The sequence below is a fragment of the Qipengyuania sp. JB2-7 genome (genome assembly GCF_055693485.1).
Map to the genome: position 1 here is coordinate 2,063,414 of NZ_CM146335.1, position 21,977 is coordinate 2,085,390.

At 57.5% G+C, this 21,977-nt stretch carries 18 protein-coding genes and 3 pseudogenes; 12 read left to right on the plus strand and 9 right to left on the minus strand.

The annotated features are described in order from the left end of the window. Window positions 1-10 precede the first annotated feature (10 nt). From ACZ1GM_RS10340 to ACZ1GM_RS10360, 5 genes and pseudogenes are all read right to left on the minus strand, one after another. Window positions 11-193: pseudogene (locus ACZ1GM_RS10340) on the minus strand (transglutaminase N-terminal domain-containing protein); the annotation flags it as partial. Then, window positions 193-1,137: an alpha-E domain-containing protein gene (locus tag ACZ1GM_RS10345; RefSeq protein WP_472676383.1), complete on the minus strand. Its 945-nt coding sequence runs from the start codon at window positions 1,135-1,137 to the stop codon at window positions 193-195. The gene ACZ1GM_RS10345 and the pseudogene ACZ1GM_RS10340, both read right to left, overlap by 1 nt. Window positions 1,138-1,171: 34 nt before the next feature. Beyond that, a pseudogene (locus ACZ1GM_RS10350) lies at window positions 1,172-2,598 on the minus strand (circularly permuted type 2 ATP-grasp protein). Between the two features lie 57 nt (window positions 2,599-2,655). Further along, window positions 2,656-3,426 carry an esterase/lipase family protein gene (locus ACZ1GM_RS10355; RefSeq protein WP_472676384.1) on the minus strand — a complete coding sequence of 257 codons (771 nt, stop codon included), beginning with the start codon at window positions 3,424-3,426 and terminating at the stop codon, window positions 2,656-2,658. A 48-nt stretch (window positions 3,427-3,474) separates the two neighbouring features. Beyond that, complete coding sequence (locus ACZ1GM_RS10360) at window positions 3,475-4,107, minus strand: DUF3617 domain-containing protein (RefSeq protein WP_472676385.1); 633 nt, start codon at window positions 4,105-4,107, stop codon at window positions 3,475-3,477. Window positions 4,108-4,148: 41 nt separating this feature from the next. Between ACZ1GM_RS10360 and uvrB the strand changes: the two genes are divergently transcribed. Next, entirely contained in the window at window positions 4,149-6,344 is a 2,196-nt protein-coding gene (uvrB, locus tag ACZ1GM_RS10365; protein WP_472676386.1) for an excinuclease ABC subunit UvrB, read from the plus strand. Beyond that, the gene (locus ACZ1GM_RS10370; RefSeq protein ID WP_472676387.1) at window positions 6,341-6,883 is read left to right on the plus strand and encodes a hypothetical protein; all 543 of its coding nucleotides are present in this window, start codon (window positions 6,341-6,343) and stop codon (window positions 6,881-6,883) included. Before uvrB ends, ACZ1GM_RS10370 begins: the two co-directional genes overlap by 4 nt. Before the next feature lie 106 nt (window positions 6,884-6,989). Here ACZ1GM_RS10370 and ACZ1GM_RS10375 read toward each other — a convergent pair whose 3' ends face one another. Then, window positions 6,990-9,044, minus strand: a complete 2,055-nt coding sequence (locus ACZ1GM_RS10375; protein ID WP_472676388.1) for a protein-disulfide reductase DsbD family protein — start codon at window positions 9,042-9,044, stop codon at window positions 6,990-6,992. A 63-nt stretch (window positions 9,045-9,107) separates the two neighbouring features. Between ACZ1GM_RS10375 and ACZ1GM_RS10380 the strand changes: the two genes are divergently transcribed. Continuing rightward, window positions 9,108-10,322: an FAD-dependent monooxygenase gene (locus ACZ1GM_RS10380; RefSeq protein ID WP_472676389.1), complete on the plus strand. Its 1,215-nt coding sequence runs from the start codon at window positions 9,108-9,110 to the stop codon at window positions 10,320-10,322. Here ACZ1GM_RS10380 and ACZ1GM_RS10385 read toward each other — a convergent pair. From ACZ1GM_RS10385 to hemC, 3 genes are all read right to left on the minus strand, one after another. Continuing rightward, on the minus strand, window positions 10,308-11,282 hold the full coding sequence (locus tag ACZ1GM_RS10385; protein ID WP_472676390.1) for a hypothetical protein: 975 nt from the start codon (window positions 11,280-11,282) through the stop codon (window positions 10,308-10,310). The genes ACZ1GM_RS10380 and ACZ1GM_RS10385 overlap by 15 nt on opposite strands. A gap of 96 nt (window positions 11,283-11,378) precedes the next feature. Next, window positions 11,379-12,062 (minus strand): uroporphyrinogen-III synthase, encoded by a 684-nt coding sequence (locus ACZ1GM_RS10390; protein WP_472676391.1) that lies wholly within the window; start codon window positions 12,060-12,062, stop codon window positions 11,379-11,381. Beyond that, on the minus strand, window positions 12,063-12,989 hold the full coding sequence (gene hemC, locus ACZ1GM_RS10395; protein ID WP_472676392.1) for a hydroxymethylbilane synthase: 927 nt from the start codon (window positions 12,987-12,989) through the stop codon (window positions 12,063-12,065). Window positions 12,990-13,035: 46 nt separating this feature from the next. On the opposite strand from hemC, the gene tsaD reads away from it, so the two are divergent. The 9 genes and pseudogenes from tsaD (at window position 13,036) to maiA (ending at window position 21,968) form a co-directional block, all read left to right on the plus strand. Next, the gene (tsaD, locus tag ACZ1GM_RS10400) at window positions 13,036-14,076 is read left to right on the plus strand and encodes a tRNA (adenosine(37)-N6)-threonylcarbamoyltransferase complex transferase subunit TsaD (protein WP_472676393.1); all 1,041 of its coding nucleotides are present in this window, start codon (window positions 13,036-13,038) and stop codon (window positions 14,074-14,076) included. Further along, entirely contained in the window at window positions 14,073-15,059 is a 987-nt protein-coding gene (locus ACZ1GM_RS10405; protein WP_472676394.1) for an NAD(P)H-dependent glycerol-3-phosphate dehydrogenase, read from the plus strand. The genes tsaD and ACZ1GM_RS10405 overlap by 4 nt, the downstream gene beginning before the upstream one ends. A gap of 3 nt (window positions 15,060-15,062) precedes the next feature. Beyond that, window positions 15,063-16,562: a lipopolysaccharide biosynthesis protein gene (locus ACZ1GM_RS10410; protein WP_472676395.1), complete on the plus strand. Its 1,500-nt coding sequence runs from the start codon at window positions 15,063-15,065 to the stop codon at window positions 16,560-16,562. A 121-nt stretch (window positions 16,563-16,683) separates the two neighbouring features. Then, window positions 16,684-17,193: a VWA domain-containing protein gene (locus ACZ1GM_RS10415; RefSeq protein WP_472676396.1), complete on the plus strand. Its 510-nt coding sequence runs from the start codon at window positions 16,684-16,686 to the stop codon at window positions 17,191-17,193. Beyond that, the gene (locus ACZ1GM_RS10420) at window positions 17,156-18,397 is read left to right on the plus strand and encodes a vWA domain-containing protein (protein ID WP_472676397.1); all 1,242 of its coding nucleotides are present in this window, start codon (window positions 17,156-17,158) and stop codon (window positions 18,395-18,397) included. The genes ACZ1GM_RS10415 and ACZ1GM_RS10420 overlap by 38 nt, the downstream gene beginning before the upstream one ends. A gap of 42 nt (window positions 18,398-18,439) precedes the next feature. Beyond that, the gene (locus tag ACZ1GM_RS10425) at window positions 18,440-19,180 is read left to right on the plus strand and encodes an OmpA family protein (RefSeq protein WP_472676398.1); all 741 of its coding nucleotides are present in this window, start codon (window positions 18,440-18,442) and stop codon (window positions 19,178-19,180) included. A 168-nt stretch (window positions 19,181-19,348) separates the two neighbouring features. Next, entirely contained in the window at window positions 19,349-20,083 is a 735-nt protein-coding gene (locus ACZ1GM_RS10430; protein WP_472676399.1) for a hypothetical protein, read from the plus strand. Next, a pseudogene (locus ACZ1GM_RS10435) lies at window positions 20,026-21,211 on the plus strand (acyl-CoA dehydrogenase). Before ACZ1GM_RS10430 ends, ACZ1GM_RS10435 begins: the two are co-directional and overlap by 58 nt. A 115-nt stretch (window positions 21,212-21,326) precedes the next feature. Next, window positions 21,327-21,968, plus strand: a complete 642-nt coding sequence (gene maiA, locus ACZ1GM_RS10440; protein WP_472676400.1) for a maleylacetoacetate isomerase — start codon at window positions 21,327-21,329, stop codon at window positions 21,966-21,968. Window positions 21,969-21,977: the final 9 nt, after the last annotated feature.

Sequence of the window (21,977 nt, forward strand, 5' to 3'; positions counted from 1 at the left end):
CTGCAATCAATGTCACCGTATTATGATGCTGATCCTCAAAGGAAAGCTGTTCAATCGCATTCTCATATCGCATTTCCCACGAGAGAATCTGTTGGCCCTGAGTCTGCTTTGGCGTCAGCCGCAACCGTTGCAACGCATGCGGAACGGGACCGTCAAAGCGGTACCGTGATGTGTGGGAAACCGAGAGACGCATTAGTCCAGAAACCTGTAATCAACGGCAATGGCATCAGCAATTGCGGCGTTGGTGGCGATGAAGCTCACCAAGAATTGGTGCAAGCCGCCATCAAAAATGGAATCGATAGTAAGTTCCGCTCGTTCCTGGTCCGCTTGGCGCATCAGGGCATTACACTCCCCTTCCCGCCCATGAATGCGAGCGAGCGCGGCAAGATGTTCGCGCAATGCGCTATGGCTAAATGCCAGGCTGCGTGGAAATCTATCGTCCAAGATCAGAAACTCCGCGATCCCCCGCGCGTCAATTCGGCCCGCATTGATCCAGCGATAGGCGCGGTCTCCAGAGACCGAACGTAGAAACGTATCCCATTGACTACGATCGAGACTTGAACCGATGTAAGAGGGTGCCGGAAGCAGTAGATGGTATTTGATATCCAGAATACGTGCGATGCTATCGGCGCGCTCAATGAAGGTACCAGCGCGAGCGAAATGAAAGCCGGCATCGCGCAGCATTGAACCGGCAATCGCGCCATGTACCAACATGCCGGCACGGCGGATCATGGCAACGACTTCGCCGACTTTCTGCTCCGATACCTGGCGGCTCAGCAGATCTTTCATCTCGATCCAACTGTCGTTGACCGCTTCCCAAACTTCGCCAGTGATTGAGTTGCGAGACCCGCGCGCATTGGTGCGAACCTCGCGAAACATATTCAGCACGCTTTGAGGGTTGTCACGGCCACGCAGCATGAAGTTCCAGACCTGCAACCCCGTGTAATCTTCATTATAAAGCTCATATGCGCTCTTCTGACCCGCCGTTGCGACAACAGAACGCCATTCATCGCGCGCTGTGGTTGGATCGCGTGTCAGCGCCATGCGGAGGCCCGCATCAACCAAACGTGCAGTATGCTCTGCCCGCTCAAGATAACGGAACATCCAGAATAGCGAGTTGGCTGTCCGGCCTAGCATGGCCCTGGCCTGTCAGAAATCTGGAAAGCCGCGCTCATTCCTTGAGCACCCAAGTATCTTTGGTTCCGCCGCCTTGACTGGAATTGACCACCAGAGAACCCCTCTTCAACGCCACCCGCGTCAGCCCGCCCGGCGTAATGTCAATCTTGTCTGGTGACACGAGAACGAAGGGGCGTAAGTCCACATGGCGCGGAGCAAGGCCTTCCTTCGTGAAAATCGGGCATGTCGACAAAGAGAGCGTTGGCTGAGCGATATAATTTTGCGGCTTTGCTTCCAGCTTCTTGCGAAACTTGGCGATCTCTCTCTTGCTGGAGGTCGGACCGATCAGCATCCCATACCCGCCCGATCCGTGCACTTCTTTGACCACCAATTCTTCGAGGTTATCGAGTACGTAGGCCAAGCTGTCGTCATCCGCGCAGCGCCACGTTTGAACATTGGGCAAAAGCGGCTTTTCGCCAGTATAGAATTCGACGATCTCGGGCATGAAGGAGTAAATCGCCTTATCATCGGCAACGCCTGTGCCCGGTGCATTGGCGATAGTGATGCCTCCAGCGCGGTACACATCCATAATTCCGGGGACACCCAGCACGCTGTCCGGGTTAAATGTCATGGGATCAAGAAAGTCATCATCCACGCGCCGATACAGTACATCGATAGGTTGGTAACCGCGGGTACACCGCATCTGCACGCGGCCATCAATCACGCGCAAATCACCACCTTCGACAAGTTCCGCACCCATTTGATCAGCAAGAAACGCGTGTTCAAAATAGGCAGAATTATAAATGCCCGGGGTCAGAACCGCGACGACCGGCTTTCCGTCAGTTGCCGGGGTGCGCAGGCGGCGAGACTAGCCGCCAGCTTGCGCGGGTAGTTTGAGACGCTCTCGACCCCAACCTGCATAAACAGCTCGGGGAACATCGCCATCATCGTCTCGCGGTTTTCCAGCATGTAAGAAACACCGCTGGGCGTGCGTGCATTATCTTCAAGAACATAGAATTCGTCCGGACCGGTTCGCACCAGATCAATCCCGACAATATGGGTGTAGACGCCACCCGGCGGGGTGAAACCCACCATATTCCGTAGCCAAGCCTCGTTGTTTCGAAACAGACGTTCTGGAATCTTGCCTGCCCGGATAATCTCTTGCCGGTGATAGAGATCGTGCATGAAGGCATTTAGCGCTGACACGCGCTGCTCAATTCCGCGTGAAAGCCGCCGCCATTCACCCGCGTCAATGATGCGCGGAACCATATCGAAAGGGATTAAGCGTTCTTCGGCTTGCTTCTGCCCATACACATTGAATGTAATGCCTGTACGGCGAAAAGATCTCTCTGCATCGCGGTGCTTGCGCAATAGATACCGGGTATCTTGCTCATCAAACCAGCCGTTGAAATCGCTATACGCCGGGCGGACAGCATCATCGCCGTCAAACATCTCGTCAAAGTTATTGGCGTCGCCTGCCATGTGTCCCCAGTGTGAGAGCGCATCAGTTTGCGTGCGACCCTACACGAATGAATGAACTTAGCCCCTATCAAGTTCCCGTAATACCGCAGAGAGCGCCAGAGGCGACTCTACAAATCCCATATGTGTACAACGGACTGAGATCGCTCTGTCGCGTTCTCCCGGCTTACCACATGCGCTGCGGGGCACCACAACGCCATCCATCGGGCTCCATAACGCGACGGTTTCGACCGGCGGTTTGACAGAAACTTCCGCCTCCACTTCGGGTTCATCGACCCTGTGCCCCGCAATCGCCTGATAAGCGCGCCATCCATTGTTCGCTCGGGGGGAGCCAGAGAACGGCGAACCCATCGTGATGACTTTGCAGACCTTTTCAGGGTGCTTTTTGGCAAGCTCGCGAGCCATAACCCCGCCAAGGCTCCAGCCAACCAGCACGATCGGTTCCCCAGCATCGTCAGCAATGCCGCACAATCGCTTTTCGACCCTAGCAAAACGCTCTGCGGTTGCCCCCAGATTGAACCCGCGACCCCATTGCTTTGCGGTATGGCCAGCAGCTTCCAATTGCCGCGCCATGCTGCGCATCCGCGTGGGATGTGAGCCAAAGCCGGGCAACAGCATGACCGTCTTTGGATTTTTTGCGGCGACAATTGCTGGCGGATTAAGAACCCGTTTGATCGGATCAGCGATCCAAGTAAATTCATTGAGCAACAAAGACGTACGTGGCCCGCCCGCATCGTCAGGGCGCGGCTCACTGGCCAAGGCCCAGCGCCGTACAATATCAGGCCGCGACCAAGGTTTTATGTCTGCTTTGTTGCGTGCTCGACCGGCCATAACGCTGTGTATCAGCCGGTCGAACTTAACGCCACCTTATCAAATCGCTCAGGCGCAGTCGCCAATCCGCTCGCTGACGATCTTCATGGTCATTTTGGCAGGTCCCATCCCAGGCATGTCACCTTCCATCGTCATGGTCATGTCCATGCTCGTTGAGGTCCCGGAGCCATCCATGGTCATTTTCATTTCGTTGCCTGTTGGGTCTTTGCACGTCATCTCAGCGTCGATGTCACCGCCATTCACAACGAATTTGTTGGTTGTGCACTCGCCGGTCTGCGAGCCCCTGGCCATCTCTTCGAAGCCCTTGTCAGCCTCTTCCTGAGTCAGGCATGTTTCATTAGTTTGCTCACCCATGCTACCCCGCATCATCTCGACGACGTTGTCAGGTGCACCTGGGATTTCGGCATCCACGAGCGAGACGGTGGACTTATATTTGCCGGGCTCTGGCTTTACCGCATCTTTGGCGGCCTCCGCCATCTCTTCATTCGACACCACACCGTCACCATCGACATCGGCATCAGACTCACTTGAACAAGCGGCCAATGAAAGAGCAGCAGCAGATACAGCCAGAGTAACAAAACGCATAAATTCCCTCCTAGATATTACAGTATTCAGCATGGATTCGCCCAGAAAAACACTTGAGAATCCCACTTTCCCTTTCGCGCAGCCTAGGCAAGCCATCACCACTTCACAAGCACAGTTCTGCAGCGCATATACCCCGCATGTCAGAATTGGTAATCAGACGCGGACTGGACGAGCCAGAAACCGGCGAAGAGTTTGTCCCGCATAAGCCTGCACGACCCGAAAAAAGCGACGGTGGAAGGCCTTTCGAGATCGTTTCCGACTATTCGCCAGCGGGCGACCAGCCAACCGCGATTGCAGAATTGGTGGCAGCGGCAAAGGAAGGCGAGCAAACTCAGACGCTGCTGGGTGTCACCGGCTCGGGCAAAACTTTCACCATGGCCAAAGTCATCGAGAAACTTCAGCGGCCTGCCCTGATCCTTGCGCCGAACAAGATTCTCGCCGCGCAGCTCTATGGCGAGTTCAAGAGCTTCTTCCCCAACAACTCCGTTGAGTATTTCGTATCCTATTACGACTACTACCAGCCCGAAGCTTATGTCCCACGCTCCGATACCTATATCGAGAAGGAGTCGAGCGTAAACGAGGCGATTGACCGCATGCGCCACTCGGCCACGCGCGCCCTACTCGAACGAGATGATGTGATTATCGTTGCATCCGTTTCGTGCCTCTACGGCATCGGCTCCGTTGAAACGTATTCGGCGATGATCTTCGACATAAAGAAGGATGAAACGGTCGATCAGCGCGAGCTGATCCGCAAGCTTGTTGCGCTTCAATACAAACGCAACGATGCTGCGTTCGCGCGCGGTAATTTCCGCGTTCGCGGTGATAATCTTGAGATTTTTCCGTCGCACTATGAAGATATGGCTTGGCGCATCAGCTTCTTCGGCGATGAAATCGAGGAGATCAGCGAATTCGACCCGCTGACGGGCAAAAAAGGCGCATCGCTCGACAAGGTTCGTGTCTATGCAAACTCGCACTATGTGACACCCGGCCCAACGATGAAACAGGCGACCGAGGCAATCAAATTCGAGCTGGAGCATCGCCTCAAAGAGCTGGAGGAAGAGGGCAAATTGCTTGAGCATCAACGGCTAGAGCAACGCACCAATTTTGACCTCGAGATGATTGCCGCGACGGGCAGCTGCGCGGGCATAGAGAACTATTCCCGCTTTCTTACAGGTCGTTTGCCGGGCGAGCCTCCGCCGACACTGTTCGAATATCTTCCCGAAAACGCTTTGCTTTTCGTCGATGAAAGCCACCAGACCGTGCCGCAAATCGGCGCGATGGCACGCGGGGATCATCGCCGCAAGATTACGCTGGCCGAATATGGATTTCGCCTGCCGAGCTGTATCGACAACCGTCCACTACGCTTCAACGAATGGGACGCTATGCGCCCACAAACCGTCGCGGTATCTGCCACTCCAGGCGGATGGGAGCTTGAGCAAACTGGCGGTGTCTTTGCCGAGCAGGTTATTCGCCCTACTGGACTGATCGACCCGCCCGTGGAAATCCGCCCGGTCGAGGATCAGGTGCAGGATTGCATTCAGGAGTGTCTCGCGACCGCGAAGAAAGGCTATCGTACGCTAGTCACCACATTGACCAAACGCATGGCGGAGGACCTCACGGAGTTCATGCACGAAGCGGGTGTGAAGGTCCGCTATATGCACTCAGATGTGGAGACGCTTGAGCGGATTGAGTTGATCCGCGACTTGCGGCTTGGCGTGTACGACGTGCTGATCGGCATTAACCTGCTTCGCGAAGGTCTCGACATTCCTGAGTGCGGATTGGTTGCCATTTTGGACGCAGATAAGGAGGGCTTCCTCCGCAGTGAGACCTCGCTGATCCAGACGATCGGCCGCGCCGCCAGAAACGTTGATGGTAAGGTCATTCTCTACGCCGATCGAATTACGGGCAGCATGGAACGCGCGATGGCCGAGACCGAACGGCGCCGAGAGAAACAACGTGCCTATAACGAAGAACACGGCATCACACCTACGACGATCAAACGCGAGATCGCCGACATTGTTGCGCATACCGCGTCCCAGGATGGGGTGACCGTCGATACTGGCGATGACGAGGTCAATAACCTCGTGGGCCACAATCTGCGCGCCTATATCGAGGATCTAGAAAAGCGCATGCGGGAGGCCGCGGCAAACCTCGAATTTGAGGAAGCTGGGCGCCTGCGCGACGAAATCCGGCGGCTTGAAAATGACGAACTAGGTTTGCCCGAAGGTGAGCACAAAGCACCTAAAGTGGGGCGGTCGGATGCCGGTCGTCCCGGCACGCGCAAAACCCGTTATGGCAAGACACGCTACAAACGAATGGGCGGGAAGCCTTGAGGTACATGCTGACCTTGGCGATCCTCACTCTCGCCGCCTGTAAACCGCCTGCAACCGACGCCATGGCTGAGCGTGAGCGTGCCAGCGAGGGCTCTATGCCTTCGCCGCCAATGGATTCGCCTGACCCAACGGGTGCCTTTTGGGCAGAGAGCGACGATGGCAACCGTCTGCTTTATGGCATCTCTGGCGAGCGCGCGCTATTCTCGCTCGCTTGCGTCAACGGCAAGAACTCCAAATTCATAGAGTATACTCGTATCGCGCCTGCTGACGAGAATGCGAAGGCGGTACTATCGCTGATCGGCAACAGTCATGTGGAGCGGCTTCCCATCGACGCTTTTGAGCGTGCGGATGGTTGGGTCTGGCGCGGCATGGTGTTCGCTGACAGCACTGACCTAGAGCCTTTAACCGGCACAGGCGAAGTCGAGGCAACAGTACCTGGCGCGGGGTCTCTGATCCTGAATCCCAGCCGCGCGCCGGGAATATTCATCGCGCAATGTCGCGGATTTGCAGCATCGCAATTTGATAGTGAAGCAAGCTAAGCGGGCCCGTCTTTTCATTTAGCTGACTTGGCCATCCACTCCCTCTGCCCTTTCACCCGGATCGTATCCCAATAGGCTCCGGGTGCAGGGAGCGGGTGGCTCGGCTCTATTGACTGGGCAATTCAACCAAGAGGCCCGGCGTAAGAACCTGCGGCAATTGCTGCGGCTCGCTCGCGCCTGCGGGGTACCACAGATATAGCGGAACACCGGCGGTCCGTTGTGCGGTCAAGAACCGCGTAATGGCCTCATCGCGCCGCGTCCAATCGCCGCGCATTGTGACCACAGCGGCATCGTCAAACGCTTCGCGAACCTCTGCCTGCTCAATCGCCACACTTTCGTTGACTTTGCAGGTCACGCACCAATCAGCCGTCAACCAGATAAAGACCGGCGCCCCGGATGCACGAGCCTCTGCCAGACCTTCTTCACTAAAGGGCTGAGGGTCGTGAATGGAAGCAGTCACATGCGTACTTGCTTCGGAATAACTGGCGGGTAGCGCGAAACCAGCAAACACCGCAAAGGGCGCAGCGATTAGCGCGAAAGCTGGCCACGCAAGTTTCCCACGTCGCTGCAATTTGCCGACGACGAATAGCGCCACCACAACTCCAAACACCAAAATTAGCGTGGTCAGTGCAAAACCTTGCCCGCCGATCCGCGATACCAGCCAGATCAGCGCAAGCGCGGTCAGCCCCATGGGGATCGCCATGATCCGCCGAAACCGCTCCATCCACATGCCTGGTTTGGGCAGTTTTCTGCGCAATGCCGGCACGAAACCCAAAACGAGGAATGGGAGAGCCAGTCCCAAACCAAGCGCCGCAAACAGACCCAGCGCAATTGGCGCTGGCAGTAACAGCGCCGCGCCCATCGCTGCAGCCATGAAGGGGCCGGTACACGGGGTCGCTGCGAAGGCCGCGAGCAGACCGGTGCCGAAACTGCTTGCGCCGCCAGAGCCGCCGCGAGCAAGTGTGGGAAGCTCGAATACTCCGCCAAAGTTCGCGGTAATCATGACTGCCAAGACGAGCAGGACCACCACCACGCCCGGCTCCTGCAATTGGAAGGCCCACCCAACTTGCTGTCCAGCGGCACGCAAGGCCAGCATCGCCGCACCCAGAGCCACACATGCGAGCACCACACCGAGCGTATAAAGCACCGCGTCACGCCGTGCGTCTGTTTCACTACCGCCTGCCTTGGCAAGCGACAGCGCTTTCAGGCTCAAGATCGGGAATACGCACGGCATGATGTTAAGCAGCAGCCCGCCGGCCATAGCCCCAATCAGCGCCAACCACACCGATGGCAGCTCACGCATTGATCCAGTAAGCGGCTCGCCGTCTATTGGAACGCGACCCGGCGCAGCGTCGAAGCGGACCCCCTCGCCCTGATCGCCATCGAAACTGATGATTCCGCGCAGCTGTTCAGGTGCAATTGCACCTCCTAACGGTATCTCCGCAATCAGCGCATCGTCGGTGCGGTAAAAAGACTGCGTTGCAGTGTAAGAAACCAAATCAGTGTTCTCGACAAAGATATGCGGCTCGCCCAACTCAAGGTCAGCTGGCAGAGGTATCGCAAGTCTCAGCGCGTTATCCGTGATTGTAAACGTCCCCGCCTGATCCAGCAGCGGAGCGATGTCCGCTCGCCATCGGCCAATGCGAGGGTCACCGCCGACCTGGGCAGGGTCGACCGTCAGTAACGCGTCCTGCGGGACACAAATTACGTCTGTACAGGCCAAGTATTCGGCAAACACGGTAATAGGCGCGACATTCGCAACTGCCGCATCGTCCGGGACTTTAATCGGGATCAGAACCGTATAAGAGCCCTCGTAGATATGGTTCATCAAATCCGCGATCAGCAAACGCTTGGGCACGGGATATACCGCCTCACCAACCTCCCACCCATCCGGCAATGTCCAGGTTAGCGCCATGCCTAACCCAGCATCGCCGGGATTTGACCAATAGCCATGCCATTCAGACGCAATTGGCGTGAAATGGAAAGCTAACGTCCATTCTTCGCCCGGCACCGGCGGGCCATCAGCAACCAACTCCACACTGATATTGTCATCACCAAAGCGCGCTTCCTGCGCGGCAAGATGCGTTGGCAGCAATGCATAAAACAGCACGGTAAGTGCCGCAAAAACACCGCGCATCCGTGCTGAAATCCTTGCCACCATAGTGGGTTGCGATTTAGGACCGCGCTTCTCCAAGCGCAATGAGGCATCTGTGAGTGGCAATCTGTGAGTGATAGACGCGATCTCCTAATCCTGGGCGGCGGCTTGGTCGGCATGACCTTGGCTCTTGCCGCCGCACGCAAGGGCATTTCCAGCCACGTGGTCGACCGGGCTGATCCGGCTGACCTCACGGCAGAGGGGTTTGACGGCCGCGCGACGGCCATTTCCACCGCCAGCTGGAACCTGTTTCACAATATCGGCCTTACTGACACGCTTGAGCCACATGGCTGCGCGATTGCCAGCATTGCCGTGACTGACCAGATGAAGCCCGGCCAGATTGATTTCCAGCCTGAGCCGCATGAGGGCACTCTTGGTCGTATGTTCGCCAATCGAACGCTGCGGGTTACGTTGTTCGATGCGGCTCGCGAGGAAAAGCTGATTGATTGGCATTCGAGCGCGGAGATTGTTAGCCGTCACCGTGACGAGTTCGGCGTGTCTGCGAAGCTCGCTGATGGACGCGAATTGCGCGGCGACTTGATGATCGCAGCGGAAGGTCGACAATCACCGACGCGGGCTGAGGCCGGGATCACCATCGCCAATTGGCAATATGACCATCGCGCAATTATCGCTGGGCTAGAACACGAGAAACCGCATGACGACGTCGCGTGGGAGATTTTCTATCCCGATGGTCCGTTCGCGCTGCTGCCACTGCTCGACAAGGATGAAGGTACGCATCGTAGCGCGCTGGTCTGGACTGTCGAAGAAGCGGATGCTGCCGGTACGCTAAAACTGTCGGATCGCGCATTTCTGGCAGAGGTCGAGCGTCTGATGGATGGTATGTTCGGCGAAGTCACAGCGGTCGGCACGCGTAGTTCCTATCCCTTAGGCTTCCACCATACTGCCAAGATAACGGACCAGCGGCTTGCCCTTGTCGGCGATGCGGCGCACGGCATTCACCCGATAGCGGGACAAGGTCTCAATCTGGGGCTGCGCGATGTCGGGGCGTTGGTTGAGGTTCTGACCGATGGAATGCGGCTGGGTCTCGACCTTGGCGATACGCAATTGCTGACCCGCTATGAGCGATGGCGCGGCCTCGACAGCTTTATGGTTGCGCTGGCCACAGATGGCCTTACCCGCCTGTTCGGCGTGCCGGGACCCGCAGCATCTGCGGTCAGGCGTTTCGGGATGGGCGCGGTCCAGCGAACCCCAATGCTCAAGCGCTGGTTCATGGATGAGGCACGCGGCGTCACGGGCGACCTGCCAGAACTACTCCGCGCCTAGGGCACTGGTACCAGCTATTGCTCTAGCCGCCTCTGGGTCTTCAGCCGGGCTAGGCTGCTCGATCCGCGTGCCAGTACCATCGCGCAACATGCGTGGTTCAAGCACTGCGGATGTCTCAATCAAGTCCAGCGCACGCTGAGAGGCTGCGTAACGCTCTGCATCACCAAGCCACGTCGTTGCATTGTCTGCACCGGGAAGCTTTTTGACTTCTTCAATCGCGGCATCAACTCGACCACTTTGCAAAAACAGTCGCGCGCGCTCTAACCGGCGCTCTGGTTGAGGAGACGGCGTACTCTCGCGGCGCACCACAAACAGGTTCGCCAGTTCGCTGCGGAATGAGTCCCAAGAAAACTCCCGATCCGCCTCTGACAGGGTCGGGGCAAGGCCATTCAGGCGCGCAACCAGTTCGTCCATAGTCACAGGCTCGCGACTAAAGTCGATTATCGTACGGACGGCATTGGGCAACGCATCGCCAAAGCGCAGACGCAATTGATCAGCAAGAAAGCCCAGCTCTGCCCCACGATCAAGCGCACGCCTAGTGGCAAATGCAATCAACAGGCCTTCTGCACGTGCGGTGTTCCCCGCCGCCGCCTGTGCTTGTAAATCGAGCCGTGCCAGCCTTTGCTCCGCAGCAGCAAGCCGCGAATCCAGTCCACCCTGCTGCTCTTCCACGCGTTCGACAACCACTTGCGCGGCTTGCTCTGCTGCTTCCTGAGCGGCATCCTGCGTGGCTTCGGTGGCCTCTGCATCCGCTGCGGATACTTCACCCTCTAAAGATGGCAGGAGCGACGTGTCGTCAGCCTCGTCCACGACTGCGACCGCCGCTGTCTCCTGCGATCCGAGATATTGATACACCGCGAACCCGGCAACGACTCCGCCGAACAAAAACGATGTCGCGACCGCACCGATAACCGGTTTCATCGAAGAGGCTTTGCGGCTTTGAGGACTATAACTACTCATAAAATTCCGAATTGCATGGCTACTGAGCAGCCACCGCTTGCGTCCTTAGACGAATTTACATTTCCCCGTTAGCGCGGCTTGCGTGCTTTGCCCAGATCAACTCGACAAAAGTGAGGATACAAGCTCTAAAAGCGCGTCATCATTGGGCGCGCTTGCGACCTCAACAGCACGCCAGCCATTGCCCGCAGCAGCGGCTATGCGCGGACCCAATGCGATGAGGGTAATAATGGTCTTGTCCAATCCCAAACGGTCACATTCAGCGCGAAAGTGTGACGCAGCCTTCGCAGAATGGCAGGCGATGAAACACGGATGTCCGAGCCGCTTAGTCAGTTTTTGAGGCACCGGTAACGTCTTCACCCGGTACACTATCCGCTCCGTAATCGTGGCATGATCGGCCAAGCGTAGCGAAATCCGATCTTCCCCGGCGAGACGCAAAAGCCGCTTTGGAGCAGGGCCGAGATTGTCGAGCACCGACTGCAATCCACCCTTGCCGACCTGCGCAATTGAGAAACCCAAATCTTTCGCCGCAGCGGCAGTGGCGGCGCCGACGGCATAGATCGGAAGGCCGTGAAGAGCGGTCAGTTGGTCGCCCGCATGCCGCAATGCGTTGGCACTACCGATGAGCAAACCATCAAAGCCGGCAATTTCTTCAGGGCACTCCCACGCAACCGGCTCGACCAAAAAGAGCGGAAAAGAGTGCGCGGGAATGTCGCGTTGCTTTGCCGCGTCGAGCGATGCAGATGCCCCCGGTTCCGGACGGATCAGAATGAGTTCTTTCACTCAGGCGGCACCAAAGGTTGCTCTGACAATCGTCGGCGCATCGGACAATAACTGCTTTGCGAGTGCACGTGCACCATCCAAATCATGCCGCGCAAATGTGGCGACCTTTTCGATCCTAACGCTGCCGTCGGGGCTATAGATTGCGGCGCGCATCGTGATCTGCCCCTCTGCGAGAGTGCTCAAGACTGCTACTGGGCTGTGACAGGACCCGCCAAGACCCTCCAGCAAAGCGCGCTCTGCCATCACCTCGGCAAAGCTGGGTTCGTCATTGATCGCGCTAAAGATCGATTTAGCCTCAGTATCATCGCGGCGACATTCGATCCCGATCGCCGCCTGTGCTGGCGCAGGCAGCCACTCCTCGGGATCTAGCCGTGTGCCAACGCCGCTTTCGCCCAACCGTTCGAGCCCGGCAGCAGCCAAAAAAGTCGCCTGAACATCGCCAGCCGCCAGTTTCGCCATCCGTGTTGCGACATTGCCGCGAATGGAAACGACTTCGCAGTCAGAGCGCGCGTTGAGCAACTGCGCTGCGCGTCGCGGCGCGCTCGTACCGACAATCGATCCGGGTTCCAGTTCGCCAATCGACGCGGCCCCCAAAAGCCTGTCTGCCTTGTCCTGACGCGGCAATATGGCGGCTATCTCGAACTCTGGCGGACGCAACGTCTCGACATCTTTCATAGAGTGGACGGATGCATCGATCCGTCCCTCGCCCAGCCATTGATCAAGCTCTCGCGTCCACAGTGCCTTTCCACCAATGTCAGCAAGCGGGCGGTCCTGAATTTTGTCTCCGCTAGCAACGACCGGCACCAGTTCTACTGCGCCTTCACCCCAGCCATGCGCAGCACATAACCGATCGCGAGTCTCGATCGCCTGCGCCATTGCGAGGGGTGATTGCCGCGTTCCCAGTCTGATTTTCGGCGTGTTCGTCATAGGGCGACGCTTGCCCTAGCCGGTCAATTTGTTCAGGGGAAGCGCCATGAGCCTCGTCCTTGGCATAGAATCAAGCTGCGATGAAACGGCAGTCGCTTTGGTAACCTCCACAAGAGAGATTATCGCAGAGCGTATTGCGTCACAGGATGATGCCCATGCGCCGTATGGCGGGGTCGTGCCGGAAATCGCCGCGCGCGCGCATGCAGATCGACTAGCGCCGATGATCGAAGCGGTACTCAATGAGGCTGATGTATCGTTATCCGACTGCGATGCGATCGCCGCAACTGCCGGACCGGGTTTGATCGGTGGCGTCATGGTTGGGCTTGTCTCGGCAAAGGCATTAGCGATGGCGAGCGACAAGCCTTTACTGGCAATCAACCATTTGGAAGGGCATGCGCTAAGCCCCCGACTGGCCGATGCGGAGTTGTCGTTCCCTTACGATTTGCTGCTTGTCTCGGGTGGACATTGCCAGATCCTGCGCGTCGAAGGGGTTGGAAAGTATCGCCGCCTGGCGACCACGATTGATGACGCGTTGGGTGAGGCGTTCGATAAGACGGCGAAGATTCTTGGCCTTGGCTTTCCCGGTGGTCCGGCAGTTGAAAAGCTGGCATTGGAAGGCGATGCACAAGCGGTACCGTTGCCCCGTCCGCTGGTCGGTAGCGGTGAACCGCATTTCTCCTTTGCGGGTTTGAAAAGCGCTGTGTTGCGCGCGCACCAAAGCGGTGAATACAAACCCGAAGACATAGCCGCCAGTTTCCAGCAGGCTGCGCTTGATTGTGTGGTTGATCGCCTCCGCGTGGCATTTGACGCCGCTCCACCAACTGACGCGCTTGTAGTCGCGGGCGGGGTTGCTGCAAACACAGCAATCCGCGGGGCTTTAGAGAGCTTGTCGGGCGAGCTCGGAATGCGCTTCGTCGCCCCACCCTTGCGACTTTGCACTGACAATGCCGCAATGATCGCGTGGGCGGGCTGCGAACGGTTGGCATTGGGCGACAACCATTCAGATCCACTCGACTTTGTGGCGAAGCCGCGTTGGCCGCTTGACCCGACTGCAGAGCCAGCGCGCGGCGCAGGAGTGAAAGCATGAGCAATATCGGCGTTCTCGGTGCTGGCGCGTGGGGCACTGCCCTTGCGCAAATGCTTGCCAGCGATGGTCGTGATGTGTTGCTTTGGGCTCGCGAGGCGGAACTGGTTGCCGAAATCAACGCACAGCACCGCAACTCGCTGTTCCTGCAAAGTGCGCAATTGCACCCCACAATCGAGGCCACAAACGACTTGTCGATGATGGCCTCGCTCGACATTGTGCTGGTCGTGACACCGGCGCAACATATGGGCAGTGTTTTGGGATCAATGCCTAGCCATCCGCGCGATCTCGTCCTCTGCTCTAAAGGCATTGAGGCAGATACCGGGCGGCTGATGAATGATGTCGCGAAAGATGTCGCGCCTTACAGCGATGTCGCCGTTCTCTCAGGGCCAACTTTCGCACATGAAGTAGCTGCTGGCATGCCGACTGCTGTTACACTGGCTTGCGGAGGCAAAGAAGCCCAATGGCAAAGGTTGGCGCCTGAACTCGCCCGCCCCGCCTTCCGGCCCTACTACACGGCAGATGTTGCTGGCGCCGAAATTGGCGGTGCCGTGAAAAATGTGCTGGCGATCGCGTGCGGCGTTGTCGACGGCCTTGGCCTTGGTCAGAATGCCCGCGCGGCATTGATCGCGCGCGGATATGCCGAGATGCTGCGATTTGGCGAGGCGCTGGACGCGAAGGCTGAAACACTGGCTGGGCTATGCGGTCTGGGTGATCTTGTGCTGACATGCTCGTCCACGTCCAGCCGAAATTTCTCGCTCGGCAAAGCGCTGGGCGAAGGCGCATCGGCGAAGGAGTTGATGGCTGACCGCATGACTGTGGCAGAGGGCGCCCACACCGCACCTGCCTTGGCAAAGCTCGCACGCGACAAGCAGATCGCGATGCCTATCGTTGCTGCGGTCGAGCGGTTGCTTGATGGCGATCCAGCACGGGACGTTGTTTCCAGCCTGCTCAAACGCCCCCTCAAAGCAGAGACCGGGATCTGAGTTTTGGCGCACAGCCCTGACACCAATCCTGAACAGCCTGACGGCGATATCGCAGCGTTGGCGAAAGGCGGACGAACTAACTTTCTCGGCTTTCTGTTACGATTGCTCGCGCGCTTGCCATTCCTGTTCATCGCCAGCCGCCTTTATGGAGCCGAAGCACTAGGACGCTTCGCCTCCGCACTGGTCGTTGTCGAACTGGTCGCACTACTTTGCTCCATGGGCGAGAAGCGTGGGCTTGCGCAGAGGCTGACCGAAGGAGAAACCGAGCACACCAATCTGGTGTTTGATGGATTGCTCGTTGCGCTGATCTTTTCCAGCTTTGCCGCGCTGTTTTTCTGGTTTGTGCCCGCGCCGCTTTTCCCATCTGGCGAATACACTCAGCTGGATCGGTTGGTTGTTCTCGCCATACCCGGATATGCCCTGACCGAGATTGTGCTGGCAGCACAGGCCTATCGCTATGACATCGCCACCACTGTTCGTGCCCGTGCGGTCATCGAACCCTGGACGATCTCCATTATGGCGGGGGCGCTGTATTTCATTCCAGAGACGCAAGACTCCGGTCTGGCACTAGCCTATCTGATTTCGATCTATGCCGGATTGGCTGTTGGCGTGGCCGCTTTCTTGCGCAGCTATGGGCTGCCGAGAGGATGGCGTCCGCATCCCGTGACCATGAGCAAAATGACGATCAAGGCGCTGCCGCTGGCAACGGCGGACGCCATTGAATGGGGCACGCGCCGCGTCGACATTTTCGTGCTCGGCCTGTTTGCTAGCCCCGCCATTGTCGGCGTGTATTATTTTGCGCAGCAGGTCGCGAGTCTGCCGCAAAAACTCAAAACCAGCTTTGAACCGATCCTTGGCCCGGTCATCACCAAGAAGTTGAAAGAAAATGACTATGCCGCGATCGCCAAACAGGTGTGTCAGGTAGGCTTCTGGATCATCGCTGCGCAAACCGGCATCGCGCTGGCTCTTGGTGTTCCGGGCGAAGCGGTCATGGGCCTTGGTGGGCCTGACTATGTCAGCGGCACGGCAGCGCTGGCATTCCTGCTTGCTGCCGAAGCGATTGCAGCAACAGCGGTCGTGTCAGAGGCTGCACTGATCTACACTGCGCGTGTCAAGAACTTATGGATTTCCGTCGCCACAATTACCTTCCAAGGGCTATTGACCGTTGTGCTTATTATGGTGGTTCAGAACCTTGGATATGGGGAACCGTTCAAAGGCGCGATGGCTGCACTTGCGCTATTGGTCGCGCTTGCTTTCTCTAGCCTCATCAAAGCGAAACTGCTCGCCCGCATTCTCGGCCACCCGATCAACACATGGCGCTGGGCACTTATCTGGGCGACAGCAGCTGGCGTAGTGGTAGGTATTGGCGCAACCTACCTACCCGAATGGGCGGAACTGGTGTTCGGGGTACCCGCAATTCTGGCAGCATATGGCTGGGTGATCTGGACGCGCGGTTTCGGTCCAGAGGACCGTGTGCTGTTTAAGAAGAACAAAAGCACCTGACATGATCACTTAAGGCGCTGCGGACCGCCAACCTTTCATCGTCGATACAAAACGTTCAGTCGCAGTTCACGGTAAGATGAGATTTTTGCTTGCATCGCTTTTTGGGATGGAGGACTGAGTGATGCGGACTATCAAGACAGGTTTGATCGTGTGTGCTGCTGTAGCTGTATTGGCGGGCTGCTCTTCGAATGAGAATGCTGAGATTGGCACTGTCGCCAACGCACCACCACCTCCGCCACCACCACCACAGCCTTCTGCGCCAGTGGCAGATTCTGTATCACGAGAGATTATTGTTACCGGCGCAACACGCGGAGCGCCCTCAGCTCTGGCTCGCAACTCGGTAATTTCCGTCCAGTCAATGCAAGACAAGACAACAGTTGCCGGCCCAAATATCGACCGCGAATATCGCTATTTCCCGCCGATTTTTGTCCCGCAACCACCAAGCCGCGATCAATATGATGGGGAGGAGATTTCCCCTGTTAAGGTCGTTGGCACTGAGCCGGTGTCAACCTTCTCGGTCGATGTCGACACGGGTGCTTACGCCAATGCACGCCGCTTTCTGAAAGAGGGAGGCATGCCACCAAAAGCGTACCGTGCGGACCGAAGAGTTTATCAATTACTTTCGCTATGATTACGACCTGCCCGATACGCGTGAACGCCCCTTTGCGGTGCATACAGATGTGGCCGCGAGCCCTTGGAATGAAAACAGCCGATTGGTTCGCATTGGTCTTGCAGGGTATGATTTGCCGAAGGAAAATCGTCCAGCTGCCAATCTCGTCTTCCTGCTCGACGTATCTGGCTCCATGGGCAGCCCTGACAAATTGCCGCTGGTCAAAACGGCCATGCGTGGTCTCGCCAACAAATTGACCGACAAGGATCGCGTATCCATTGTTGTGTACGCAGGTGCGGCTGGACTGGTCCTAGAACCAACCAGCAACGCGGCGGAAATTCGCGCGGCGCTGGATGAATTGCGATCAGGCGGCTCGACTGCTGGCGGTGCGGGAATTGAACTTGCCTATCGTATCGCTGAAGCGAACCGGATCGAAGGTGGGGTAAACCGCGTCATTCTGGCCACCGATGGTGACTTCAATGTCGGCACTTCTGATCGTGAATCCCTGATTGAGCTTATCGAGAAGAAACGCGAAACCGGCACCACTCTGACGGTACTTGGTTTCGGTCGAGGCAATCTCAACGATGCGATGATGGAGCAAATCGCCGATCACGGGAATGGCAATTACGCATATATCGACAGCGCCTTAGAGGCTCGCAAAGTTCTAGGCGATGAGATGGGCGCAACACTCTTCACCATCGCCAAGGATGTGAAAATCCAGGTTGAATTCAATCCAGCTGTGGTGAGTCAATATCGACTGATCGGGTATGAGAACCGGGCCCTGCGCGAGGAAGACTTCGACAATGACGCAGTTGACGCAGGTGATATCGGTGCCGGACACCAGGTTACGGCTCTCTACGAGGTTGTACCCGCCGGCCAGAAAGGCTGGATTGGCAATCGCCGGTATGAAGACAAGTTCGATAAACGTGCTCAGCAGCTCGTGGCAGAAGCGGCCTATATCAAACTGCGTTACAAAATGCCCGGCGGCGACACGTCAAAGCTGATTGAATATAAGTTGCCTGCCAGCGCGTTACGAACCACGCGTAAGCCAACTGGCGACTTTGCCTTTGCCAGCGCAGTTGCCGCCTTTGGGCAGAAGCTGCGCGGCGACAATCTGATGGGCGAATTCACGTATGCTGACATCGCGGGCATGGCCGGTGACCCCCGTGATTTCTGGAGACAGGAGTTTATCCAGCTCGTGAAAACCGCCGAGAACCAAAGCTAAACACTTTCGTCCACGTCGGAGGGCGGTTAGAGGCATTTCATAATGCCCATCCGCCCCTCCCTCGCCATGTTTGCTGGCGGCGCGCTCGTCGCCGCATCGGGTTTCGTCGCGGGCGGCAAATATGGTGAGGCATTTCATACCACCGCCAAACAACGCGCTGCCGGAGCGATTGAAGCGAGTGGTGGTGAAGGCATCAGCGCCGATTTCACCAACAGGTTCGGATCCATAACACGGCACCCAGTCCTTAGCGGAGGGGATGGTCTTGATGAGCAGACCCGTGCCAATGTCGCTCAGGCGGTGGCGAATATCGAGGGCATTGGTGGCGTTTTCTGGGCCGATGGCACCATTATGGCGGAAAGCGCTGACCCGCGTTTCAACACCCTCGTTTGTCAAGATGATGTCGAGGCATTGCTGAGGACACGCACGATCCGTTTTGAGGGTGGCTCATCGGAGCTGGAATCTGGCAGCCAGATGCTGCTCGACGAGGTCGCAGCGGCGCTGCGTCCATGCTTGGGATCGACAATCGCGATCACCGGTCACACTGACAACTCCGGCCCAGAGCCCGGCAATCTAGCATTGAGCCGGGAGCGCGCGATCGCCGTTCGCGATGCGCTGACATCTCGCGGCATCCCGCGAGATGGCTTGCGGGCGCTCGGCGTAGGATCGAGCGCACCAGTGGAGGGGCTGGACCCTGCCGACCCCGCCAATCGCCGCATCGAGTTTTCAGTCATAGCAACGGAACCGCTCGTTCCGACGCCTGTTGATACTCCAGGACCCAGATGATGTTGAGGATCTACTAATGCCGGTATGGTTCGAACTGATGGCTGTTTTGCTTGCCGCCTACGGATTGGGATTGGGCATTGGATGGCTAGTTTGGGGGTCATCCGCCATCACGGCGAATAGCCCCGACAGAAACGGAGCGGACACGGACGTCAAAGGAGAAAACAAACGATGATGGAAATGATTGAGGCGAATTGGCCACTAGTCGTCGCCGCACTGCTAATCGGACTGCTGATTGCATGGTTTGTCTTCAATGTGTCGCGCACGACAAGCGTCACCAGCACGAAGGAAGATGTGCTTGACGAGGGTGCCGCGCCAGCTGCCCGCAATCAGGCCCTGATCGATAGCGCGCCATCGGCGACTACTGATCCTGTGGTCCCGGTCGCGCCGCCGATCGTTGCAGGCGCTGGCGAAGCCGCGGCACTTGCCGCAACTGCCGAAGCCAACAGCGCTGAGACCAGCCCGGCTCCGGCGCCTGCTCAACCGCCCGCTCCTGCTGGGGCTACAAACGGCAGCGATGATCTCACAAGGATCAAGGGCGTGGGTCCAAAACTTGCCGCAATGTTGCGCGACATGGGAGTCACTGGCTTTGCCCAGATTGCGGATTGGGATGCCGCAGAGATTGCCAAAGTGGACGCGCAGCTCGGTACCGGTTTCAAGGGCGGATCGAACGTGACAATTGGGTTGAGCAGGCCAAGTTCCTCGCGGCGGATGATCGCGCCGGGTATGAAGGCAAGTTCGGCAACCTCGACTAAAGCTGTAGATTTCCCTGCTCTCTCGGCAATCTCGTGGGGTTGCCTCGACTCGCGAAGAATGCCATCCGGCAAACAAGTAACATCGGAGACTATATGGCCAATATGGTGCCATTTTCCTGGGACGATCCGTTTAATCTGGATGCGCAGCTGACCGAGGAAGAGCGGATGATCCGCGACTCCGCGAACGCATTTGCGCAAAGCGAACTTCAACCGCGCGTAATTGACGCGTTCTCAAACGAAATAGATGCGCCGGAGCTGTTCCCATTGATGGGCCAGGCAGGTTTGCTGGGGGCGACCGTGCCTGAACAATATGGCGGCGCTGGCGCAAGCTATGTCGCTTATGGTCTGATTGCGCGCGAGATTGAGCGTGTCGACAGCGGATATCGCTCTATGGCGAGCGTGCAATCAAGCCTCGTGATGTATCCGATCCAGGCGTTTGGATCGGAGGAACAGCGCCAAAAGTATTTGCCCGGTCTCGCCTCTGGAGAGCTGATTGGCTGCTTCGGCTTGACCGAGCCCGATGCGGGGTCTGATCCTGGTGGTATGAAAACCGTCGCGCGGCAGAATGGCGATGGATACATTCTCAACGGTTCGAAGACGTGGATTTCGAACTCACCATTCGCGGATGTCTTTGTCGTATGGGCGAAGAGCGAAGCCCATGGCGGTGGTATTCGAGGCTTTGTGCTGGAGAAAGGCATGGAGGGTCTCTCTGCCCCGAAGATCGAAGGCAAGATTTCGCTACGCGCCAGCACGACCGGCATGATCGTCATGGACGATGTGAAGGTCGGTGCCGACGCTCTGTTACCGGACGTTCAAGGCCTGAAAGGTCCATTCAGCTGCCTCAATCGCGCGCGTTACGGCATCAGTTGGGGCAGCATGGGTGCGGCGGAATTCTGCATGCACGCCGCTCGGCAATATGGTCTCGACAGGCACCAGTTTGGCGTGCCTCTCGCCAGCAAGCAGCTCTATCAGCTCAAGCTCGCCGATATGATGAGTGAGATTGCGCTTGGCCTGCAAAGCTCGCTGCGCGTCGGCTAGATTGATGGACGAAGGCCAATATGCGCCTGAGATGATTTCCATCGTCAAGCGCAATAACGTCGGCAAAGCGCTCAATATCGCTCGCGCCGCCCGCGATATGCATGGCGGCAATGGCATTAGCGAAGAGTATCAAGTGATCCGACACATGGTGAACCTCGAAACGGTCAACACTTATGAAGGCACGCATGATGTCCATGCGCTGATCCTGGGCCGAGCAGTCACAGGGATCGCTGCATTTTAGTGTTAGGAGCCTCGCCACCCGCACCCTCCACCCTTCCACGCGGAGCCTACTGGGATACCATCCGGGTGGAAGGGTGGAGGGTGCGGGTGGCCACGGCACTTCCGAAAGTGAGCTCATGAAACTCTACGGCTATTATCGCAGCTCAACCTCTTATCGGTTGCGTATTGCGCTGGAGCTGAAGGGCCTTAACTATGAAAACGTCCCCGTAAATCTGCTGAAAGCAGAACAGAAGGGCGAGGCCTATTCCAATCGTAATCCCTTTGCGAGTGTTCCGATGCTGGAGGCGGACGGGGTGGATCGCGCACAAAGCATGGCGATGATTGAGTGGCTGGATGAAGCATACCCAGAGCAGCCATTGCTGCCAGCAGACTTAGAGCAACGCTATCTTGCACGCGAGCTTGGGATGGCGATTGCGACCGAACTGCATGCGCCGCTGAATCTTCCGGTGCTCAAATGGCTCAAGGACGAATACGGCAAATCGCAGGACGAGATTGACGTCTGGTATCGCCACTGGCTGGCGCGAACTCTGAAGCCGGTCGAAGCGCGACTGGCGCAATTGGGCAGCAGAGATTTCCTGTTTGACGCGCCCGGATACTTTGAAGTCATCCTGCTGCCCCAAGTCTATAATGCGCGGCGGTTTGCGTTTGATATCGATGCTCTGCCGCGTATCGCTCAGATCGAAGCCGCATGTCTCGCGCTGGATGCGTTCAAGCGCGCGCACCCTGACAATCAGCCTGATAACCCTGATAACACCTAGGCCGGAGAA

Coding starts and splice junctions, on each gene's coding strand:
- ACZ1GM_RS10430 (WP_472676399.1), top strand. CDS start 19,349: ATGATGGAAATGATTGAGGCGAATTGGCCACTAGTCGTCGCCGCACTG.
- ACZ1GM_RS10355 (WP_472676384.1), bottom strand. CDS start 3,426: ATGGCCGGTCGAGCACGCAACAAAGCAGACATAAAACCTTGGTCGCGG.
- tsaD (WP_472676393.1), top strand. CDS start 13,036: ATGAGCCTCGTCCTTGGCATAGAATCAAGCTGCGATGAAACGGCAGTC.
- ACZ1GM_RS10385 (WP_472676390.1), bottom strand. CDS start 11,282: ATGAGTAGTTATAGTCCTCAAAGCCGCAAAGCCTCTTCGATGAAACCG.
- hemC (WP_472676392.1), bottom strand. CDS start 12,989: ATGACGAACACGCCGAAAATCAGACTGGGAACGCGGCAATCACCCCTC.
- ACZ1GM_RS10375 (WP_472676388.1), bottom strand. CDS start 9,044: ATGGTGGCAAGGATTTCAGCACGGATGCGCGGTGTTTTTGCGGCACTT.
- ACZ1GM_RS10345 (WP_472676383.1), bottom strand. CDS start 1,137: ATGCTAGGCCGGACAGCCAACTCGCTATTCTGGATGTTCCGTTATCTT.
- ACZ1GM_RS10425 (WP_472676398.1), top strand. CDS start 18,440: ATGCCCATCCGCCCCTCCCTCGCCATGTTTGCTGGCGGCGCGCTCGTC.
- ACZ1GM_RS10360 (WP_472676385.1), bottom strand. CDS start 4,107: ATGGCTTGCCTAGGCTGCGCGAAAGGGAAAGTGGGATTCTCAAGTGTT.
- maiA (WP_472676400.1), top strand. CDS start 21,327: ATGAAACTCTACGGCTATTATCGCAGCTCAACCTCTTATCGGTTGCGT.
- ACZ1GM_RS10405 (WP_472676394.1), top strand. CDS start 14,073: ATGAGCAATATCGGCGTTCTCGGTGCTGGCGCGTGGGGCACTGCCCTT.
- ACZ1GM_RS10415 (WP_472676396.1), top strand. CDS start 16,684: ATGCGGACTATCAAGACAGGTTTGATCGTGTGTGCTGCTGTAGCTGTA.
- uvrB (WP_472676386.1), top strand. CDS start 4,149: ATGTCAGAATTGGTAATCAGACGCGGACTGGACGAGCCAGAAACCGGC.